Here is a 17,989-nt window from a genome sequence, read left to right as displayed (position 1 = left end):
CGGTCGTGTCACGCCCCGCACACGACGGCGCCCCAGGTCAGACGTCCGGCTGCCGCTCCGCGAGGACCGCGAACCTGCGCGGTGCGAACAGCAGCGCGAGCAGCGCGAGCGCGGCGGCCGCCGCGGCGCCGGCGAAGACGACGTCGACCGCCGCCGCCACCGCGCGCCGCAGCGGGTCGTGCGCGGACCCGTCCGCGAGCGCGTGGGACACCGCGTCCAGATCGCCCGCACCGCCCATGCGGGCGGCCAGCACCGCGTTGGCCAGCGCCCCGAACAGCGCGGCGCCGACGCTCTGCCCGACCTGGCGGCAGAACAGCACGGACGCCGTCGCCGTCCCGCGCTCGGCCCAGGGCACGGTCGACTGCACGCCGACGAGCAGCGGGAGCTGGAAGAAGCCGAGGGCCGCCCCCAGCAGCAGCATGATCAGTGCCGGCTGCCACGCCTCGCCCGGGTACGGCAGCAGCGGGAACGCCAGCAGGACCAGCAGCGCGGCGCCCATCCCGGTGAGAGCCGTGTCCCGGAACCCGATGCGGTTGTAGACGCGATTGGCGTACGCCGCGGTGACCGGCCAGCTGAGGGTCATCGCGGACAGCACGAACCCGGCCGCTATCGGCCCGAGCCCGAGCACCGACTGGGCGTACGTCGGCAGGAACACCGTCGGCGCGACCATCAGCAGCCCCAGCGCGCCCATGGCCACGTTCACGGAGGCGATGGTGCGCCGCCGCCACACCCAGCCGGGGATGACGGGCTCCGCCGCCCGCCGCTCGACGACGACGGTCACGGCGGCGCAGACCGCGCTCGCGCCGAGGAGCCCGAACGAGGGGGCGGAGATCCAGGGCCAGGCCACTCCGCCCTGGACCAGCGCGGTGAGCAACAGCGTCCCGGTGACGAACACGGCGAGCGCGCCGGGCCAGTCGACCCGGGGGCGGGGTCCCCGCTCCCGGGCCGGCTCCACGAGGTGACGGGCGATCAGCCAGAGCGCGACCCCGCCGACGGGGAGGTTGATCAGGAAGATCCAGCGCCAGTCGGCGTAGGCGGCGAGCAGGCCGCCCACCGCCGGGCCGGCGACCGAGGAGACCGCCCACACCGTGGACAGCCTGGCCACGATGCGGGGCCGCTCCTCCAGCGGGTACAGATCGGCGGCGATGGTCTGGATCGTGCCCTGCAGCGCTCCTCCGCCGAGTCCCTGGACGACGCGGAAGGCGATGAGCGAGGCCATGCTCCAGGCCGCCGCGCACAGCAGCGAACCGGCCAGGAACAGCACGATGCCCGCGACCAGCACGGGCTTGCGGCCGAAGGTGTCGCAGAGCTTGCCGTAGACGGGGAGGGTGACGGTGACGGCGAGCAGATAGCCGGAGAACAGCCAGGAGAAGACGGAGAAGCCGCCCAGGTCGCCGACGATCTGGGGGACCGCGGTCGACACGACCGTGCCGTCGAGGGCGGCGAGTGCCATACCGAGCATCAGCGCGGCGACCACCGGCCCGCGCCGGCGCGCGGCGCTGACGGCGGGCCGCCCGCCCCCGCCCGGTCCGGTCCCGTCGCGTAACGGCTTCCCGGCGGCCCGTGTGTCCGCCTCCGTGCTGCCGCTGCCGCTGCCGTCGTCGCCGCTGCCGCCCGCTCCCGCGCCCGCTCCCGCGTCCGCGTCCGCGTCCGTTCCGGTGCCGGTGCCGTCAGCGTGCGCGTCCGTTCCGGTGCCGTCCGCTCCCGTGTCCCCGCCCCCGCCCCCGCCCATCGAGATCCCTTCCCTATGCATCTATCTCTGCCGGGCACAGCCTCTCATCCCGCGCGCCGCCAGGGGAGAGGCCCGCGTTCAGCGGCGGGCGCCGTACCGAAGCCGCGAGCCCCTAGGGGGATCTCCCTACTTCCGTCCAGGGCCCGTTCGTCCCCCTGGAGGACGAGCCGGCCGCAAGACCTTCCCTACCGTGGACTCACGTCGGCGGCACGGCCCCCCGGGCCGCCGCGAGGGGGGAGGACCTCGGCCGGGAACTCGGCCCCGCGCCGGCGCGCCGGGGCCGTTCCGCCATGCACACCCGTACCGCGAGTGGCGCGCTCGGGGCTGACCGTTCACCGAGATCGGAGACTTACCGTGACAACGGCTGTGACCATTCCCGGGCACGGGGATACCGGAGGGCGTACGGCCGTCGCGGCCCGGGCGCGCCAGGTGGTGAAGGCGTACGGCTCCGGCGAGACGCGGGTCGTCGCGCTCGACCACGTCGACGTGGACATCATGCGGGGGCAGTTCACCGCGATCATGGGCCCGTCGGGCTCCGGCAAGTCCACGCTGATGCACTGCCTCGCCGGACTCGACACCGTCACCTCGGGCGAGATCCACCTCGACGAGACCGAGATCACCCGGCTGAAGGACGGGAAGCTCACCCGGCTCCGCCGCGACCGGATCGGCTTCATCTTCCAGGCGTTCAACCTGCTGCCCACACTGAACGCCCTGGAGAACATCACGCTCCCCATGGACATCGCGGGCCGGACGCCGGACACCGCCTGGCTGAACCGGGTGGTGGAGACCGTCGGGCTCGCCGACCGGCTGAAGCACCGCCCCAGCCAGCTGTCGGGCGGCCAGCAGCAGCGCGTCGCCGTGGCCCGCGCCCTCGCCGCCCGGCCCGACATCATCTTCGGCGACGAGCCGACCGGGAACCTGGACTCCCGCTCCGGCGCCGAGGTCCTGGGCTTCCTGCGCCGGTCCGTCGACGAGCTCGCCCAGACCATCGTCATGGTCACCCACGACCCCGTCGCCGCCTCCTACGCCGACCGCGTCCTGTACCTGGCCGACGGCCGGATCGTCGACGAGATGCTCGACCCGACCGCCGAGCAGGTCCTCGACCGCATGAAGGACTTCGACGCCCGGGGACGGACCTCGTGACGGTGCTGAGAACCTCGCTGCGCAACCTCCTCGCGCACAAGGGACGCATGGCGCTGTCCGCCGTCGCCGTCCTGCTGTCCGTGGCGTTCGTGTCCGGCACCCTGGTGTTCAGCGACACGATGAACACCACGTTCGACAAGCTGTTCGCGGTCACCGCCGCCGATGTCACCGTCACCCCCGAGAAGACCGGGACCGACGACGCGACCCCGGAAAGCGGCCGCCCCGAGACCCTGCCCGCCTCGCTCCTGCCGGCCGTGGAGAAGGCCGAGGGCGTGAAGTCCGCCGAGGGCGCCGTCGTCTCCCTGAGCGTCACCGTCGTCGACGCCCGCAACAAGAACATGGGCTCCAGCAACGGAGCCCCCACGATCGCCGGCAACTGGACGCGCGGCGACCTGCGCTCGATGGAGATCACCTCCGGCCGCGCCCCTCGCGGGCCCACCGACGTCATGGTCGACGCCGACACCGCCGCGAAGCACAGCCTGAAGATCGGCGACAGGCTGCGCACCATCGCCGTCACCGGCGACTTCACGGCGACGATCTCCGGCATAGCCTCCTTCAAGGTCACCAACCCCGGAGCTGCCGTCGTCTACTTCGACACCGCCACCGCCCAGCGCGAACTCCTCGGCGGGACGGGGCGGTTCACCCATATCGCGGTCACCGCCGAACCCGGGGTGAGCCACGAGCGGCTGAAGGAGAACGTCGCCGCCGCCGCCGAGGGCCCGTACACGTTCCAGACACAGGCCGAGGCGGCGGACGCGGGCCGGGAGGAAGTCAGCGGCTTCCTCGACATCATGAAGTACGCGATGCTCGGCTTCGCCGGAGTCGCCGTCCTGGTCGGCGTCTTCCTCATCGTCAACACCTTCTCGATGCTGGTCGCCCAGCGCACCCGCGAGATCGGCCTGATGCGCGCCATCGGTGCGAGCCGCCGCCAGGTCAACCGGTCGGTCCTCGTCGAGGCGCTGCTCCTCGGCGTCGTCGGCTCGGCCGCCGGCGTCGGCGCCGGGGTGGGGCTCGCCGTCGGCCTGATGGAACTCATGTCCTCGATGGGCATGAACCTCTCCACCTCTGATCTGACGGTGAAGTGGACGACCCCCGCCGTCGGTCTCGCGCTCGGCGTCGTCGTCACGGTCCTCGCCGCCTACATCCCGGCCAGGCGGGCCGGGAAGGTCTCCCCGATGGCCGCCCTCCGCGACGCCGGCACCCCCGCCGACGGCCGGGCCGGACTCGTCCGGGGCGTCGTCGGCCTGGTCCTCACCGGTGTCGGCGGCGCGGCCCTGTGGGCGGCGACACGAGCCGACGAGGCCGCCGGGGGCTCGATCTGGCTCGGCGCCGGCGTCGTCCTCAGCCTCGTCGGCTTCATCGTCGTCGGACCGCTGCTGGCGGGTGGCGTCGTGCGGGTCCTCGGCGCGGTCCTGCTGCGGGTCTTCGGGCCGGTGGGGAAGATGGCCGAGCGCAACGCCCTGCGCAACCCGCGCCGCACCGGTGCCACCGGCGCCGCCCTGATGATCGGCCTCGCGCTCGTCGCCTGCCTGTCCGTGGTCGGCTCGTCGATGGTCGCCTCGGCGACGGAGGAGCTCGACAAGTCCGTCGGCGCCGACTTCATCGTCCAGTCCGCCAACGGCGGCCCGATCGTGCCGCAGGCGCAGCGGGCCCTGGAGAAGTCGCCCGGCATCGCCCACGTCACCGAGTACCGGGCCGTCGGCGCGACCGTCACCGCCCCCGACGGGACGTCCAGCGACGACGAGTGGCTGGTCGCCGCCGACCCGACGTACGCACAGGACCTGCGCCGCGAGACCGTCGCCGGTGACCTCGCCGCCGCGTACGGGGAGGACGCCATGTCCGTCGGCGAGACCTACGCCGAGCAGCACGGGGTGAAGGTCGGCGACACGATGACGGTGGCGTTCCGGGGCGGCGAGACCGCGAAGCTGACGGTCGCGGCCGTCACCTCCGACGACACCAACGTCGACAAGGGCGCGATGTACATGGCGCTCGGCACCGCCGAGCGGTACTTCACACCCGAGCGGATGCCGAAGAACACGATGATGTTCGCCGAGGCCGAGGAGGGCATGGAGAAGGAGGCCTACCAGGGCCTCAAGGACGCCCTCGCCGCCTACCCGCAGTACCGGGTGCTGGACCAGACCGACTTCAAGCAGGACCTGAAGGACCAGGTCGGCCAGCTGCTGAACATCGTGTACGGCCTGCTCGCGCTCGCCGTCATCGTGGCCGTCCTGGGGGTCGTCAACACCCTGGCCCTGTCGGTGGTCGAGCGGACGCGGGAGATCGGCCTGATGCGGGCCATCGGCCTCTCCCGCCGCCAGCTGCGCCGGATGATCCGTCTGGAGTCGGTCGTCATCGCGCTCTTCGGCGCCCTGCTCGGCCTCGGCCTGGGCATGGGCTGGGGCACCGCGGCGCAGAAGCTGCTCGCGCTGGAGGGGCTGGGCGTCCTCGACATCCCCTGGCCGACGATCCTGTACGTCTTCGCCGGGTCGGCGTTCGTGGGACTGATCGCCGCGCTGGTGCCGGCGTTCCGCGCCGGCCGGATGAACGTGCTGAACGCGATCGCCGCCGAGTAGCGGCGGCGGTGCGCGCACGAGGGCCCGGCCCGGTGAGCGTGCAGGACGCCCACCGGGCCGGAGCCGTCGCCGCGCCCTGCGGCCCGTCGTCCGGCGTCCGGCCCTGCCGGCAGCCCGTCGCGCGGCCCTGCCGGCCGTACCCGGCGTCTGCCGTCTGGAATCTGGCGCAATGGCATAGCCGTCCGCCCGTCGCCCGGCGGGGCTCACGGCCCCCGTCGCCCGGCGGGGTCCCCGTCGGTGCCGCGGCGGGGCATTCGCCGTCCCGCTCCCGCTGCCGTGACGTGCCCGGCCGCCGCGTCGCTGAGCCGGCGGCCGCGTCCATCGGCGGGCGGCGGGGCCTGCCGTTCGCGCTCGGCGGGTCCGCGGCCGAGCCCGGACGCCGGCGTTCCGATCCGCCGGTGCCGGTCAGCGGCCCCCGGCCCAGCGGCCCCCGGCCCAGAGGCCCCCGGTCCAGCAACCCCCGGTCCAGCGGCCGCCGGTCAGCGGCCCCCGGCGGGCGGGCTGCCGGAGCCCGCGCCCCCGAGCGGCCCGCCCGGAGGCACGGACGGCGACGCCGGGCCGGGCGCGGGGCTGCCGGTGGCCGAGGGGGACGCGTACGGTGTGGGATCCCCGGCCGGACCGGTCGGAGGGAAGGACGGCGACGCCGAGCCGGGTGCGGCCGGGGCCACCGACGGGGCCACCGACGGGGGCACGGACGGCGACGCCGAGCCGGGTGCGGTCGGCGTCCCGGTCGGTGCCGACGCCGCGGGCGCGGGCGCGGATCCGCCGGGGGCCGGCGGGGCCGGCGTCGCGGAGGCGCCGTTCCCCGAGTCCACGGGCGTCGGCGGCGCGGCCGGCGCGGTGGAGCCCCGAGGGGTCAGCTGCACCGCGGCCACGGTCGCGCCGCCCGCGAGGACGCACACCGCGCAGGCCGCGGCTATCGCCGCCCGCGCGCCGGCGCCGGGCGCCCAGTGCCGCCCGGCCGGGCGGCGCGGGCGCGGTCAGCGCCCCGCCCGTCGCCGCCGCCCGCTTGAGCGCCCGGGCCAGCGGGGCTTCCTGCTCGTCGAAGTCAGACACCGTGCTCCTTCGGCATGGCCGCGCCGACCCGGTCGGCCGCGTCGTCGAGATGGGGGGCGAGTGCGGCCCGGGCGCGGAACAGATGCGACTTCACGGTCCCGGGGGCCAAACCGGTCTCCGCCGCCACCTGGTCCACGGACAGATCGCACACGTAGTGCAGGACGGCCACCCGCCGCTGCCGCTCGGACAGCCGCCGCAGCGCCGCGACCAGCGCGACCGTGCCGGGGTCCGGTGCCGCCGCGGCCGGTGCCCGGTCCTCCCGGTGGTGCCGCCGCCAGGCCGCGGCGGCCCGCACCCCGCGCCGCCACCGGCTGACCGCGAGGCGCCGGGCGACCGTCCGTATCCAGGCCTCCGGACCGGCGTCCGCCCGCAGATCCGACCGCCGTCCCCAGGCGCGCACGAACGCCTCCTGGACGACGTCCTGGGCCTCGTGGAGATCGCCGGTCATCAGGTACACCTGGCCCACCAGCCGCGTCACGGAGCGCGCGTAGAACTCCTCGAACTCGTCGTCGGTCACATGCGGCTCCGTCGGTGCTGGTCGGGTGGTGAGATCTCGCGCCGTATACGCACCGGAGGCGGGCCCCGGTTTACCCGTCCCGCGAGATTTCCGGCGGGCGTACTCTGGAGATCCCCGGCCCGGCCCTGGATCACAGGGACCTCAGACGTGTCGGGCTGTTCGCGTTGCCCACCCTCTTACGGACCCCGGACGGATAACCCTTCATGAGCCTGCACGGTCTGCTCGACGCCGTCGTCAAGGACCCCGCCCTCGTCGAAGCGGTGAAAGCCGCGGGCGACGGTCACCGGCCCCACGTCGATCTGGTCGGACCGCCGGCCGCCCGGCCCTTCGTCGTGGCGGGCCTCGCCCGCGAGGCCGCCCGGCCCGTGCTGGCCGTGACCGCGACCGGCCGCGAGGCCGAGGACCTGGCCGCCGCGCTGCGGTCGCTGCTCGACCCCGACACGGTCGTGGACTACCCCTCCTGGGAGACCCTGCCGCACGAGCGGCTGTCCCCCCGCTCCGACACCGTCGGCCGGCGGCTCGCGGTGCTGCGGCGGCTCGCGCACCCCAGCGCGGACGACCCGGCCGCCGGGCCCGTGAGCGTCGTCGTCGCCCCCGTACGGTCGGTGCTCCAGCCCCAGGTCAAGGGCCTCGGCGACCTGGAACCGGTGGCCCTGCGCACCGGGCGGACCGCCGACCTGGAGGACGTCGTCGCGGGGCTCGCCGCCGCGGCGTACTCGCGGGTGGAGCTGGTGGAGAAGCGCGGGGAGTTCGCCGTGCGCGGCGGCATCCTCGACGTCTTCCCGCCGACCGAGGAGCATCCGCTTCGGATCGAGTTCTGGGGCGACGACGTCGAGGAGATCCGCTACTTCAAGGTCGCCGACCAGCGTTCGCTGGAGGTCGCCGAGCACGGGCTGTGGGCGCCGCCGTGCCGCGAGCTGCTGCTCACCGACGAGGTCCGGCAGCGGGCCGCGGCCCTCGCCGAAGCGCACCCGGAGCTCGGCGAACTGCTCGGGAAGATCGCCGAGGGGATCGCCGTCGAGGGCATGGAGTCCCTCGCCCCCGTCCTGGTGGACGACATGGAGCTGCTGCTCGACGTCATGCCGGCGGGCTCGATGGCCGTGGTGTGCGACCCCGAGCGGGTCCGTACCCGGGCCGCCGACCTGGTGGCCACCTCGCAGGAGTTCCTGCAGGCGTCGTGGGCCGCCTCGGCCGGCGGCGGCCAGGCGCCGATCGACCTCGGCGCCGCCTCCCTGCGGGGGATCGCGGACGTGCGGGACCGGGCGCGCGAGCTCGGCATGATGTGGTGGTCCGTTTCGCCGTTCGCGGCGGACGAGGAGCTGACCGACGACACCCTGACGCTCGGGATGCACGCCCCGGAGACCTACCGGGGGGACACCGCCCGCGCCCTCGCCGACACCAAGGGCTGGCTCGCCGACGGCTGGCGCACGGTCTACGTGACCGAGGGCCACGGCACGGCGTCCCGCACCGTCGAGGTGCTCGGTGGCGAGGGCATCGCCGCCCGCCTGGACGCGGACCTGGGTGAGATCTCCCCGTCCGTCGTCCATGTCGCCTGCGGTTCGATCGACTACGGCCTGATCGACCCGGGTCTGAAGCTGGCGGTGCTGACGGAGACCGATCTGTCCGGGCAGAAGGCCGCGGGCAGGGACGGCGCGCGGATGCCGACGCGCCGCCGCAAGCAGATCGACCCGCTCACCCTGGAGGCGGGCGACTACATCGTCCACGAGCAGCACGGCGTCGGCCGCTACCTGGAGATGGTGCAGCGCACCGTCCAGGGCGCCACCCGCGAGTACCTGCTGGTCGAGTACGCCCCCGCCAAGCGCGGCCAGCCCGGTGACCGCCTCTACATCCCCACCGACCAGCTGGAGCAGGTCACCAAGTACGTCGGCGGTGAGGCGCCCACCCTGCACCGGCTCGGCGGCGCGGACTGGACGAAGACGAAGGCGCGGGCGAAGAAGGCGGTCAAGGAGATCGCCGCAGACCTGATCAAGCTCTACAGCGCCCGGATGGCCGCGCCCGGTCACACCTTCGGCCCGGACACGCCCTGGCAGCGGGAGCTGGAGGACGCGTTCCCCTACGCGGAGACGCCCGACCAGCTGACCACCATCGCCGAGGTCAAGGAGGACATGGAGAAGTCGGTTCCGATGGACCGGCTGATCTGCGGCGACGTCGGCTACGGCAAGACGGAGATCGCCGTGCGGGCCGCCTTCAAGGCCGTCCAGGACGGCAAGCAGGTGGCGGTGCTCGTCCCGACGACGCTGCTGGTGCAGCAGCACTTCGGGACGTTCTCCGAGCGGTACTCCCAGTTCCCGGTCGTCACCCGGGCGCTGTCCCGCTTCCAGTCCGACGCCGAGGCGAAGACGACCCTGGAGGGGCTGCGGGACGGCTCCGTCGACATCGTCATCGGCACCCACCGGCTGTTCTCGTCCGAGACCAGGTTCAAGGACCTGGGTCTGGTCATCGTGGACGAGGAGCAGCGGTTCGGCGTCGAGCACAAGGAGCAGCTGAAGAAGCTCCGCGCCAACGTCGACGTGCTGACGATGTCCGCGACGCCGATCCCCCGGACGCTGGAGATGGCGGTCACCGGCATCCGCGAGATGTCGACGATCACCACTCCGCCGGAGGAGCGCCACCCGGTCCTGACCTTCGTCGGCCCCTACGAGGAGAAGCAGATCGGCGCGGCCATCCGCCGGGAGCTGCTCCGCGAGGGCCAGGTGTTCTACATCCACAACCGGGTCGAGTCGATCGACCGGGCGGCGGCGCGGCTGCGGGAGATCGTCCCGGAGGCGCGGATCGCGACCGCCCACGGCCAGATGGGCGAGAGCGCGCTGGAGCAGGTCGTCGTCGACTTCTGGGAGAAGAAGTTCGACGTGCTCGTCTCCACGACGATCGTCGAGTCCGGCATCGACATCTCCAACGCCAACACCCTCATCGTCGAGCGCGGCGACAACTTCGGCCTGTCCCAGCTGCACCAGCTGCGCGGCCGGGTCGGCCGCGGCCGGGAGCGCGGCTACGCGTACTTCCTCTACCCGCCGGAGAAGCCGCTGACCGAGACCGCGCACGAGCGGCTGGCGACCATCGCCCAGCACACCGAGATGGGCGCGGGCATGTACGTCGCGATGAAGGACCTGGAGATCCGCGGCGCGGGCAACCTCCTCGGCGGTGAGCAGTCCGGCCACATCGCGGGCGTCGGCTTCGACCTGTACGTCCGCATGGTGGGTGAGGCGGTCGCCGACTACCGGGCCTCGCTGGAGGGCGGCGCGGAGGAGGAGCCGCCGCTGGAGGTCAAGATCGAACTGCCGGTCGACGCGCATGTCCCGCACGACTACGCGCCGGGCGAGCGGCTGCGCCTCCAGGCGTACCGGGCCATCGCCGCGGCGAACACGGAGGAGGACGTCAAGGCGGTCCGCGAGGAACTCGTCGACCGCTACGGGAAGCTGCCCGAGCCGGTGGAGAACCTGCTGCTGGTCGCCGGGCTGCGGATGCTCGCCCGGGCCTGCGGCGTCGGCGAGATCGTGCTCCAGGGCCCGAACATCCGCTTCGCACCGGTGGAGCTGCGCGAGTCGCAGGAGCTGCGGCTGAAGCGGCTGTATCCGCGGACCGTGATCAAACCGGCGGTGCGGCAGATCCTGGTGCCCCGGCCGACGACGGGCAAGATCGGCGGCAAGCCGGTGGTCGGACGGGAACTGCTGGCGTGGACGGGCGAGTTCCTGACCTCGATCCTCGGTTCCTAGGGCCGCGTCGGGCGACGTTCTCCCGGTCGCGAACGCCCGAACCCCGCCGCCGGACCCCGGGCCCGGGTGGGCGGCCAGCGGCCGGGATGCGCTCCGCCAAAGGCGCCCTCTCGGCTCCCTCTCGGCACCCTGGGATCGACGTACCGTCAGAACCCGCCTCGGGGGAGGCCGTCGGGAGGCGGCGGCACGCGGCGCAGGCCGGCCCGCGGCACCCCGCGGCGGCGGAGGTGTGGTCCGTACGGGGCACGGCTCGCCCGGACGGACCAGGCCGGGGCGACGGCGGGAACGGGACGTGTTCGGCTTGGCTCGCCAGGGCTTTGCCCCGCGGCGCCGGCCGTACCGCCCCAGCATTGAGGAGCCTTTGATGTCTCGTCAGCACGTTCCGGCCGTCATCGGTCTGGTGGCGGGCGCACTGGTCACGGTCCCCGTCACCGCCGTGGGGGCGGCGCCGTCGCCTCCGCCGCAGCAGCCGCCCCCGGCGTCCGCGCCGTCCGCCCCACCGGTCCCGGCAGCGCCGTCCGCCCCGGCCGTCCCCGGCCCGGGCACCGCCCCGCAGGTTCCCGCGGCCCCTCCGCCGCAGGCCCCGCCACCCCAGGCTCCGCTTCCCCCGGCGCCGCCGGCCGCCACGCCGGCCCCCGCGGCGTCCGGAGGCACGGGCCCGGGAGCGGGGCCGAAGCCGCCGGGCCCCGCCAAGCCCGTCGCTCCGGCCAAGCCCGCAACGCCCGCCAAGCCCGCAACGCCCGCCGCTCCCGCCAAGCCCGCCGCGCCGCCGAAGCAGCCCGCGGCCCCCGGCGTAGTGGACGTACCGTGCTCGGTCCCGCATCTCGTCAGCGCGATCCGCGCGACCAACGGCACGGCCGCCCCGGAGACCCTGCGGCTGGCGCCGGGCTGCGCCTACCGGCTCACGGCCGGGGCCAACCCCTTCCACCCCGTCAACGGTCTTCCGGTGGTCACCGGCACCCTGGCCATCCAGGGGCAGGGTGCGACGATCACCCGCGTCGCGACCGCGCCGAGGTTCCGCATCCTGCTCGTCGGCAGGACGGGGCGGCTGACGCTGCACGACACCACGATCAGCGGCGGCAGCGCGACCGACTGCCCGGCCTACCCGGACGTGCCCGGCATGGTCTGCGGCGGCGGGATCGCCAACCTGGGCCAGATGTTCCTGAACCGCAGCCGGGTGACCGGCAACCGGGCGGAGTCGAAGCTGTACGCGCAGGGCGCCGGCATCGACAACCCCGGCAACGCGACCGTCCGCAGCTCGGTCGTCAGCGGCAACACCGTCGCCTACACCGGGGACGAGCGCGACGGCGCGGCCGCGGGCGGCGGTATCGCGAACGACGGGCCGCTGACGGTCGAGGGCGCCCAGGTGATCAACAACCTCGCCTGGGTCAGGGAGGCCACCGGAAGCTTCGCGTTCGGCTCCGGCCTCGCCGGCATGGCGCAGAGCACGGTCAAGAACTCCGTGATCAGGAACAACCGCGCGTTCGCGCCGGGCGGGTTCGCCCGGGCCGCGGTCACCAACAGCGCATCCGCCCCGTCCGCCCGGATGACCGTCACCGGCAGCTTCGTCCGCGGCAATGCCGCCGACGCCCCGGACGGCACGGCCCAGGGTGGCGGCATCACCAACTCCGCCCGGATGACCGTCGACAACACGCACGTCAGCGGCAACACTGTGACGGCACGGGGCGGCACGGCACGCGGCGGCGGTCTCCGGCTCGGGCCGGGGAGCGAGCTGACACTGCTGCGCAGCTCCGTCGTCGGCAATGTCGTCGACGCGGCCGAGGGCGTGGCCGAGGGCGGCGGACTGGACAACCCGGAGGGCGGCACGCTGGCGACCACACGGTCGCGGATCGTGGACAACCGTGTCACCGCGCGCGAGGGTACGGCGCTGGGCGGCGGCCTGTACCACGCGGGCGGCACGTCCACGCTGGACCGGACCGTCATCAGCGGCACCCGCGCCATCGACGGCGGCGGCATCTTCCGGAGGTCGGGGACCGTCCGGCTGCTCGGTTCCCAGGTCGTGTTCAACACCCCGAACAACTGCAGGCCGACCGACTCGGTGCGGGGCTGCGTCGGCTGACGGTGTGAGCGGTCAATGGGTGATGCGTGATCGGTGACAGTGGCCGGTGCCGGTGCCGGTGCCGGTGCCGGTGCCGGTGCCGGTGGCGGTGGCCGGTCCGCCGCACACGCGGTCGGCCCGCCCGGGGCTGCCGGCGCGATCCCGCGCGGCCAAAACCACTTGAGTGGGGCGGGGAGCCTGCCTGGCGTCCACGAGGTGGAGACACATACCTGCATCAGGCGCTATCAGCCATCCGACGAGACCGCAGTGGTGGATCTGTGGTCGCGGGCCGCGAAGCTCGCGCATCCGTTCATCGAAGGCGAGGGCGAAGGGGAGCGGGCCCGCAAGCTCCGGGAGGTCTACCTCCGCGTGGCCGAGAACTGGGTCGCGGAGGTCGACGGACACGTGGTCGCCCTGCTGGGCCTGCTCGAGAACGAGATCGGCGGCCTGTTCGTGGACCCCCGGGCGCAGGGGCGCGGTGTGGGGCGTGAGCTGGTGCAGCACGCCGCGGCGCTACTCGGCGCCGAGTTGCGGCTCGAGGTGTTCGAGGCCAACGCCCGGGCTCGCGGCTTCTACGAGCGCATGGGCTTCAAGGAACGGGAACGCCGGCTGGACGAGGAGAGCGGTCGCCAGCTGATCGTCATGGTCCGTCCGCCGCGTCCCGGGCTCTCCCCCGCGGCACGGTAGGCGGTGAACGGAGACGGCCGGGCTCTCATCTAGTCATTGACAAGTTCTGCTCGCCGGTCGCAGTCTGGACGGCGTCGGGATGCGCCCGATGGCGGTAGCGATAGCGAGTACGGGGAGACCCCATGGCCGACGAGTACGGACGCACACGGCAGATGTGGCACCTGCTGGAGCCGCTGCACGCGGTCCTGTACTACGCGCCCGAGGTCCTCGCGGAGGCGGGCGCGTTGGGCTACGACGTCTCCGAGCGGTGGCCCGGCTACTTCGCCTGGCGCGCCGCGCCCCTCGGCGCGCCGGATGCCGCCGAGGTGGCCGGCGCGTTCCACAGCTTCAGCCCGCGTATGGTCGCCGAGCACATCCCGGCGGTCTGGGACGTGGCCGCTCCGGACCGGCTGCTGGAGGCGCGCACCCGGGGGATCGGCGAGGCGTACCGCGCCGTCCTGGGGAGCGAGACGGTGAGCGGGCCCGCTCTCGCCGAGGCCGCCGCCCTGGCCCGGCGGGCCGCGGAGGCCGCCGACACCGCGGGCCGCCCGCTCGCCGCGGCCAACGCCGCCCTGCCCTGGCCGGAGGAGCCGCACCGCGCGCTGTGGCACGCGGCGACGGTCCTGCGCGAACACCGGGGCGACGGGCATGTGTCCGCGCTCGCCGACGCCGGCCTCGACCCGGTCGAGTCCCTCGTGTCGTTCGCCGCGATCGGCGCGGCACCGGTGGAGGTGTTCTCCAGCCGCGGCTGGAGCGACGCCGAGTGGGCCGCGGCCCGGGAACGGCTCGCGGTGCGCGGGCTGGTCGGCCCCGACGGCACGGCGACGGAGGAGGGTCGCGCGCTGCGCGCCCGGGTGGAGCGCCGTACCGACGAACTGGCTGCCGCGCCATGGCGCGCGCTGGGGGAGTCCCACACCGACCGGCTCGCCGGACTCCTCGGTCCGCTCTGGGTGGAGGTCCTCGCTTCCGGGCTGCTCCCGCGCGAGAACACCCTGGGCATCGGCAAGGTCTGAGGGGGGCCGGTCCGGCGCCGCGCCTGGGACTCTGCCCGGGTCCTGCGAGGGATCCGGCCCTCGTGCCCTCGTGGGTGGCCGTTGTTCCCTAGGATCCCTGCGTGCCCGACTCCCTGTGCAAGACCCGCCCGGCGCTGCACGCCGTCGTCCTGTCCGCCGCCGTCCTCGTGGGCTGTGTCCCCGGTGCCGGTACTTCCGGGGGAGCGGAATCCGCCCCCGGCCCGCAGGCGGGGCGCGCGGCCGTTCCGCTCGACAACCCGGACGGGACGAAGCCGGGTCTCGCGCCTCTGACCTCGGACGCGGAACGCGCGGCGGCGCGCAGGGTCGTGGAGGGACTGACGGTCAAGGGCCGCGGGCCCAGGACGGGGTACGACCGCGACGAGTTCGGTTATGCCTGGATGGACACGGCGGACGGTGTGCCACTGGCCCGCAACGGCTGTGACACGCGGAACGACCTGCTGAAACTGCACGGGCAGAACGTCCGGTTCCGCGCCGGTTCCGACTGCGTGGTCGTCTCCATGACCCTGCACGACCCGTACACGGGGAAGGCCGTCGAGTGGCGCAAGCAAGATGCCGCCGAGGTGCAGATCGACCATGTGGTGCCGCTGTCGTACAGCTGGCAGATGGGCTCGTCCCGATGGCCGGAGAGCCGGCGCCGACAGTTCGCCAACGACGCGCTCAACCTCCTGCCCGTCGAGGGTCGCGCCAACTCGGCCAAGGGGGATTCGGGTCCGGCCTCCTGGCTTCCCCCGGACCGCGGGATACGGTGCGCGTACGCGGTCCGGTTCGCCCAGGTGGCGCTCAAGTACGAACTGCCGGTGACGACGGCGGACAAGCGGATGATGCTGCGTCAGTGCGGGGGCTGACGCACCGCGGGGCCTGAGCCCGGACCCGGGGGCTGACGCACCGCGGGCCTGAGCCCGGACCCGGGGGCTGACGCACCGCGGGCCTGAGCCCGGACCCGCGTGCCGCCCGTGGGATGCGGGCGGCTACGGCGCGAGGGCCGCGTCGGCAGTCACCGCCCGGTGGCACCCGACCGGGGAGCTGCTCCGCGGCCCCCGTCCGCGGTACCGCTCAGCAGTACTTCGATGAGCCGGTCGAGCCCCACTTACAGGAGTCGACGAGCGTGCCCGTGGACGTGCGCAGGTAGGCCGTGTCCCCGGTGTTGTTCCAGACGTACCAGGCGCGCCCCCAGTACCGGTATCCGGCCGTGTTGGAGCCCTTGCCGGTGTGCACCTTGACGTAGGACTTCGGGCCGATCTTGCCGCTGAACGTGTAGGTGTAGCCGGTGACGTCACGCAGCGTCCAGCCCTGGACGGAGCGGGCGGACGAGCTCGAGTTGTAGAGCTGGACCCACTCGCCGTTCAGCGAGGTGTTGGAACCGGTGTCGGAACCGGGCGAGTTGTAGTACACGCGGTGGATGCTCACCCCTCCGGCGGCCTGGGCCGGGGTGGCGGTCAGCAGACCGGCGGCGGTGGTGGCGGCGACGACGGCGGCCGAGGCGGCGTGACGGAGCTTCAAGGAACCTCCCCGAGTCGGTGCAGCGCTCGAACGGCAGAGCTCGAGCTTTCGGAGAGACTACCTCCGGCTGTGAAGGGAATGTGACGGAAATCCGAAGATTGTGAAGGCCGTTGGTCGTGTCTCCGTCCCGGAGGGCAGGCGCCGGGAAGGCCGGGAAAGTCGAGCAGGCCGGGAAAGTCGAGCAGGCCGAGAAATCGAGCAGGCCGAGAAATCGAGCAGGCCGGAGAAGCCGGGAAGGCCGCCCCCTCCGCGGCCCTCCCGGCTCCACCCCCCCGCTCCTCGCGGACCCGCTCAGTCGAGGTCCACGATGTCCTTCGCGGCCGGCTTCTTCACGGGCACCGGCTCGTCGAACTCCGAGAAGGTCATGTCGATCGGCTCGGCGCCGCCGGTCACCTGGAGCCGGAGCAGGTGCGGCGTGCCCTTCGCGGCCACCTGGGCGGTGGCCTTCTCGCCCTGGTGGGACTCCGTGAGGACGACCGTCGGCGTACCGCCGACCGTCGATTCGCCGGCCCGCTTCGCCACGGTGTCGTTGGCCTGGAAGCCTTCGAGATAGCTGTCGAGGTCGCAGAACTCAGCGAAGTCCTTGGCGTCCGCCGCGTCGGCCTTCTCGCGGACCCACTTGCCCAGCAGCAGGTCCAGGGCGGCCTGGGTCTCCTCCTCGCCGTCCGCCTGCGAGCGCAGCATCTTCTCGTCGAAGCGCATGTAGACCGTGTCGCCGGTCTTGACCAGCTCCACCCCGCCCTCCGCGCCCATCTGCAGGGTTCCCGCGCAGTCCCCCTTGGTGTCGACCGAGAGGTCTCCTCGGACGGGACCGTCCGCCGTCTCCGTGGTGACCCGGAGCCTGAGCGAGGTCGCCGCCTTGGTCGCGGTGATGGCCTTGTTGAGTATCTCGGACCCCGAGAGACCGGGGTACGGGCCGGACGGGGAACTCGGAGCGCTCGGAGTGCTCTTCTCCGCCGCCTGGCCAAGGGGGCCGCACGCGGTCAGGGCGAGGGCGGAAGCGGCGCACGCGGAGGCGAGGACGAGGCGCTTGAGGCGAGTCGGGGGGACGGCGGGCATGGCGGTTTCTCCGTTGGGGTGGCGGGGATGTACGGGGCTTGCCGGGGCGGGCCGGCGGGCCGGCGGGGCGGGGGCCGGAGTGTCAGAGCTTCAGGTCCCAGATGCCGGCGTTGTAGTCGAAGCCGGGGCTGACCTCGACGGTCAGGCTTCCGGCGTCGGCGGGGGTGTCGAAGGCCCAGACGGCGGTGACCTTCTTGCCGGGCAGGATCGTACCGGTGAACGGCTCGCCGACCTTGCCGTCGTAGATCTGCTCGGCCTGCACGCCCTCCTTGCCCGCGCGGGCCTCGGCGGTCACGAGCGCGGAATCGAACTTCTCCTTGCCGGCGTTCTCGATGACGACGGTGACCTTGTAGGCCTTGTTGCCCTCGGTGTGGCCGATGGCGTACTCGCCCGGTGTCCAGGCCTCCGGCTCGGACACGGTGACGGTGAGGTCGTCGTCGTACACGGCGGAGTCGCCCGCGGCGAGCGCCTCGCCGGTCGCGCCCTCGCCGTCCTTCGCCTTCTCCAGCGGCTTGTCGCTCCCGGCGGGCTTCTTGGCGGCGGAGGACCCGGACGTGGCCTTGTTGATCTCGTCGACCGCGTCCCCCACGGCCTTGTACGTGATGACCGCGCCGACCACCGAGAGGGCCAGGGACACCAGGCCGAGTACGACACCGGCGACGGCGGCTCCCTTGTTCGTGGCCTCGCCGCGCTTGACCCGGCCCTTCGCCGAGAGGCCGAGGATCAGCCCGATCAGGCCGAGGATGCCGGCCAGCCAGAAGAGGAACGGGATCAGGCCGGACAGGGCGCCGACGATCCCCAGGATCAGCGCCGCGGTGCCGAGGCCGTTGCGGGCCGGTGCGGGCGGCATGGGCGCCTGCGGGAACTGGGGCGGCTGCGTGTACTGGGACATGGGTGTCCTCCAGGGGACGTGTCG

At 73.7% G+C, this 17,989-nt stretch carries 13 protein-coding genes; 7 read left to right on the top strand and 6 right to left on the bottom strand.

What is annotated here, in order from left to right; genetic code table 11:
• Nucleotides 1-37: 37 nt before the first annotated feature.
• Complete coding sequence (locus DDW44_RS11995) at nt 38-1,732, bottom strand: MFS transporter (protein ID WP_108906400.1); 1,695 nt, start codon at nt 1,730-1,732, stop codon at nt 38-40.
• A 354-nt stretch (nt 1,733-2,086) separates the two neighbouring features.
• On the opposite strand from DDW44_RS11995, the gene DDW44_RS11990 reads away from it, so the two are divergent.
• Both DDW44_RS11990 and DDW44_RS11985 read left to right on the top strand, forming a co-directional pair.
• Nucleotides 2,087-2,875 (top strand): ABC transporter ATP-binding protein, encoded by a 789-nt coding sequence (locus tag DDW44_RS11990; protein ID WP_108906399.1) that lies wholly within the window; start codon nt 2,087-2,089, stop codon nt 2,873-2,875.
• The gene (locus DDW44_RS11985; RefSeq protein ID WP_108906398.1) at nt 2,872-5,448 is read left to right on the top strand and encodes an ABC transporter permease; all 2,577 of its coding nucleotides are present in this window, start codon (nt 2,872-2,874) and stop codon (nt 5,446-5,448) included. Before DDW44_RS11990 ends, DDW44_RS11985 begins: the two co-directional genes overlap by 4 nt.
• A gap of 405 nt (nt 5,449-5,853) precedes the next feature.
• Here the strand turns inward: DDW44_RS11985 and DDW44_RS11980 are convergent, their stop codons facing one another.
• Both DDW44_RS11980 and DDW44_RS11975 read right to left on the bottom strand, forming a co-directional pair.
• Nucleotides 5,854-6,504 (bottom strand): hypothetical protein, encoded by a 651-nt coding sequence (locus DDW44_RS11980; RefSeq protein ID WP_108906397.1) that lies wholly within the window; start codon nt 6,502-6,504, stop codon nt 5,854-5,856.
• On the bottom strand, nt 6,497-7,021 hold the full coding sequence (locus DDW44_RS11975) for a SigE family RNA polymerase sigma factor (protein WP_108906396.1): 525 nt from the start codon (nt 7,019-7,021) through the stop codon (nt 6,497-6,499). The genes DDW44_RS11980 and DDW44_RS11975 overlap by 8 nt, the downstream gene beginning before the upstream one ends.
• 203 nt (nt 7,022-7,224) lie before the next feature.
• Here DDW44_RS11975 and mfd point away from each other — a divergent pair, with 203 nt between their 5' ends.
• The 5 genes from mfd to DDW44_RS11945 all read left to right on the top strand — a co-directional run bounded on the left by mfd (nt 7,225) and on the right by DDW44_RS11945 (nt 15,359).
• Nucleotides 7,225-10,755: a transcription-repair coupling factor gene (gene mfd, locus DDW44_RS11970; RefSeq protein ID WP_108906395.1), complete on the top strand. Its 3,531-nt coding sequence runs from the start codon at nt 7,225-7,227 to the stop codon at nt 10,753-10,755.
• Between the two features lie 364 nt (nt 10,756-11,119).
• Nucleotides 11,120-12,835, top strand: a complete 1,716-nt coding sequence (locus DDW44_RS11965) for a hypothetical protein (RefSeq protein ID WP_146207004.1) — start codon at nt 11,120-11,122, stop codon at nt 12,833-12,835.
• 246 nt (nt 12,836-13,081) lie between these two features.
• On the top strand, nt 13,082-13,501 hold the full coding sequence (locus tag DDW44_RS11955; protein ID WP_108906392.1) for a GNAT family N-acetyltransferase: 420 nt from the start codon (nt 13,082-13,084) through the stop codon (nt 13,499-13,501).
• Between the two features lie 122 nt (nt 13,502-13,623).
• The gene (locus DDW44_RS11950) at nt 13,624-14,493 is read left to right on the top strand and encodes an SCO6745 family protein (protein ID WP_108906391.1); all 870 of its coding nucleotides are present in this window, start codon (nt 13,624-13,626) and stop codon (nt 14,491-14,493) included.
• A 101-nt stretch (nt 14,494-14,594) separates the two neighbouring features.
• Nucleotides 14,595-15,359 (top strand): HNH endonuclease family protein, encoded by a 765-nt coding sequence (locus DDW44_RS11945; RefSeq protein ID WP_108906390.1) that lies wholly within the window; start codon nt 14,595-14,597, stop codon nt 15,357-15,359.
• Nucleotides 15,360-15,567: 208 nt separating this feature from the next.
• On the opposite strand, the gene DDW44_RS11940 is transcribed toward DDW44_RS11945, so the two are convergent.
• The 3 genes from DDW44_RS11940 to DDW44_RS11930 form a co-directional block, all read right to left on the bottom strand.
• Nucleotides 15,568-16,014 (bottom strand): lamin tail domain-containing protein, encoded by a 447-nt coding sequence (locus DDW44_RS11940; RefSeq protein WP_017945780.1) that lies wholly within the window; start codon nt 16,012-16,014, stop codon nt 15,568-15,570.
• Between the two features lie 291 nt (nt 16,015-16,305).
• On the bottom strand, nt 16,306-17,073 hold the full coding sequence (locus DDW44_RS11935; RefSeq protein WP_108906389.1) for a LolA-like protein: 768 nt from the start codon (nt 17,071-17,073) through the stop codon (nt 16,306-16,308).
• 82 nt (nt 17,074-17,155) lie between these two features.
• On the bottom strand, nt 17,156-17,965 hold the full coding sequence (locus tag DDW44_RS11930; RefSeq protein ID WP_108906388.1) for a DUF4190 domain-containing protein: 810 nt from the start codon (nt 17,963-17,965) through the stop codon (nt 17,156-17,158).
• Between the last annotated feature and the right edge of the window lie 24 nt (nt 17,966-17,989).

Origin of the sequence: Streptomyces tirandamycinicus (genome assembly GCF_003097515.1) — a bacterium.
In the GTDB taxonomy this organism is placed as follows: domain Bacteria; phylum Actinomycetota; class Actinomycetes; order Streptomycetales; family Streptomycetaceae; genus Streptomyces; species Streptomyces tirandamycinicus.
This window is presented reverse-complemented; position numbering and strand designations above follow the sequence as displayed.

Bases quoted from the DNA above. Each gene is read 5' to 3' on its own strand.
- DDW44_RS11930 (WP_108906388.1), bottom strand. From the start codon at position 17,965: ATGTCCCAGTACACGCAGCCGCCCCAGTTCCCGCAGGCGCCCATGCCG.
- DDW44_RS11935 (WP_108906389.1), bottom strand. From the start codon at position 17,073: ATGCCCGCCGTCCCCCCGACTCGCCTCAAGCGCCTCGTCCTCGCCTCC.
- DDW44_RS11950 (WP_108906391.1), top strand. From the start codon at position 13,624: ATGGCCGACGAGTACGGACGCACACGGCAGATGTGGCACCTGCTGGAG.
- DDW44_RS11965 (WP_146207004.1), top strand. From the start codon at position 11,120: ATGTCTCGTCAGCACGTTCCGGCCGTCATCGGTCTGGTGGCGGGCGCA.
- mfd (WP_108906395.1), top strand. From the start codon at position 7,225: ATGAGCCTGCACGGTCTGCTCGACGCCGTCGTCAAGGACCCCGCCCTC.
- DDW44_RS11995 (WP_108906400.1), bottom strand. From the start codon at position 1,732: ATGGGCGGGGGCGGGGGCGGGGACACGGGAGCGGACGGCACCGGAACG.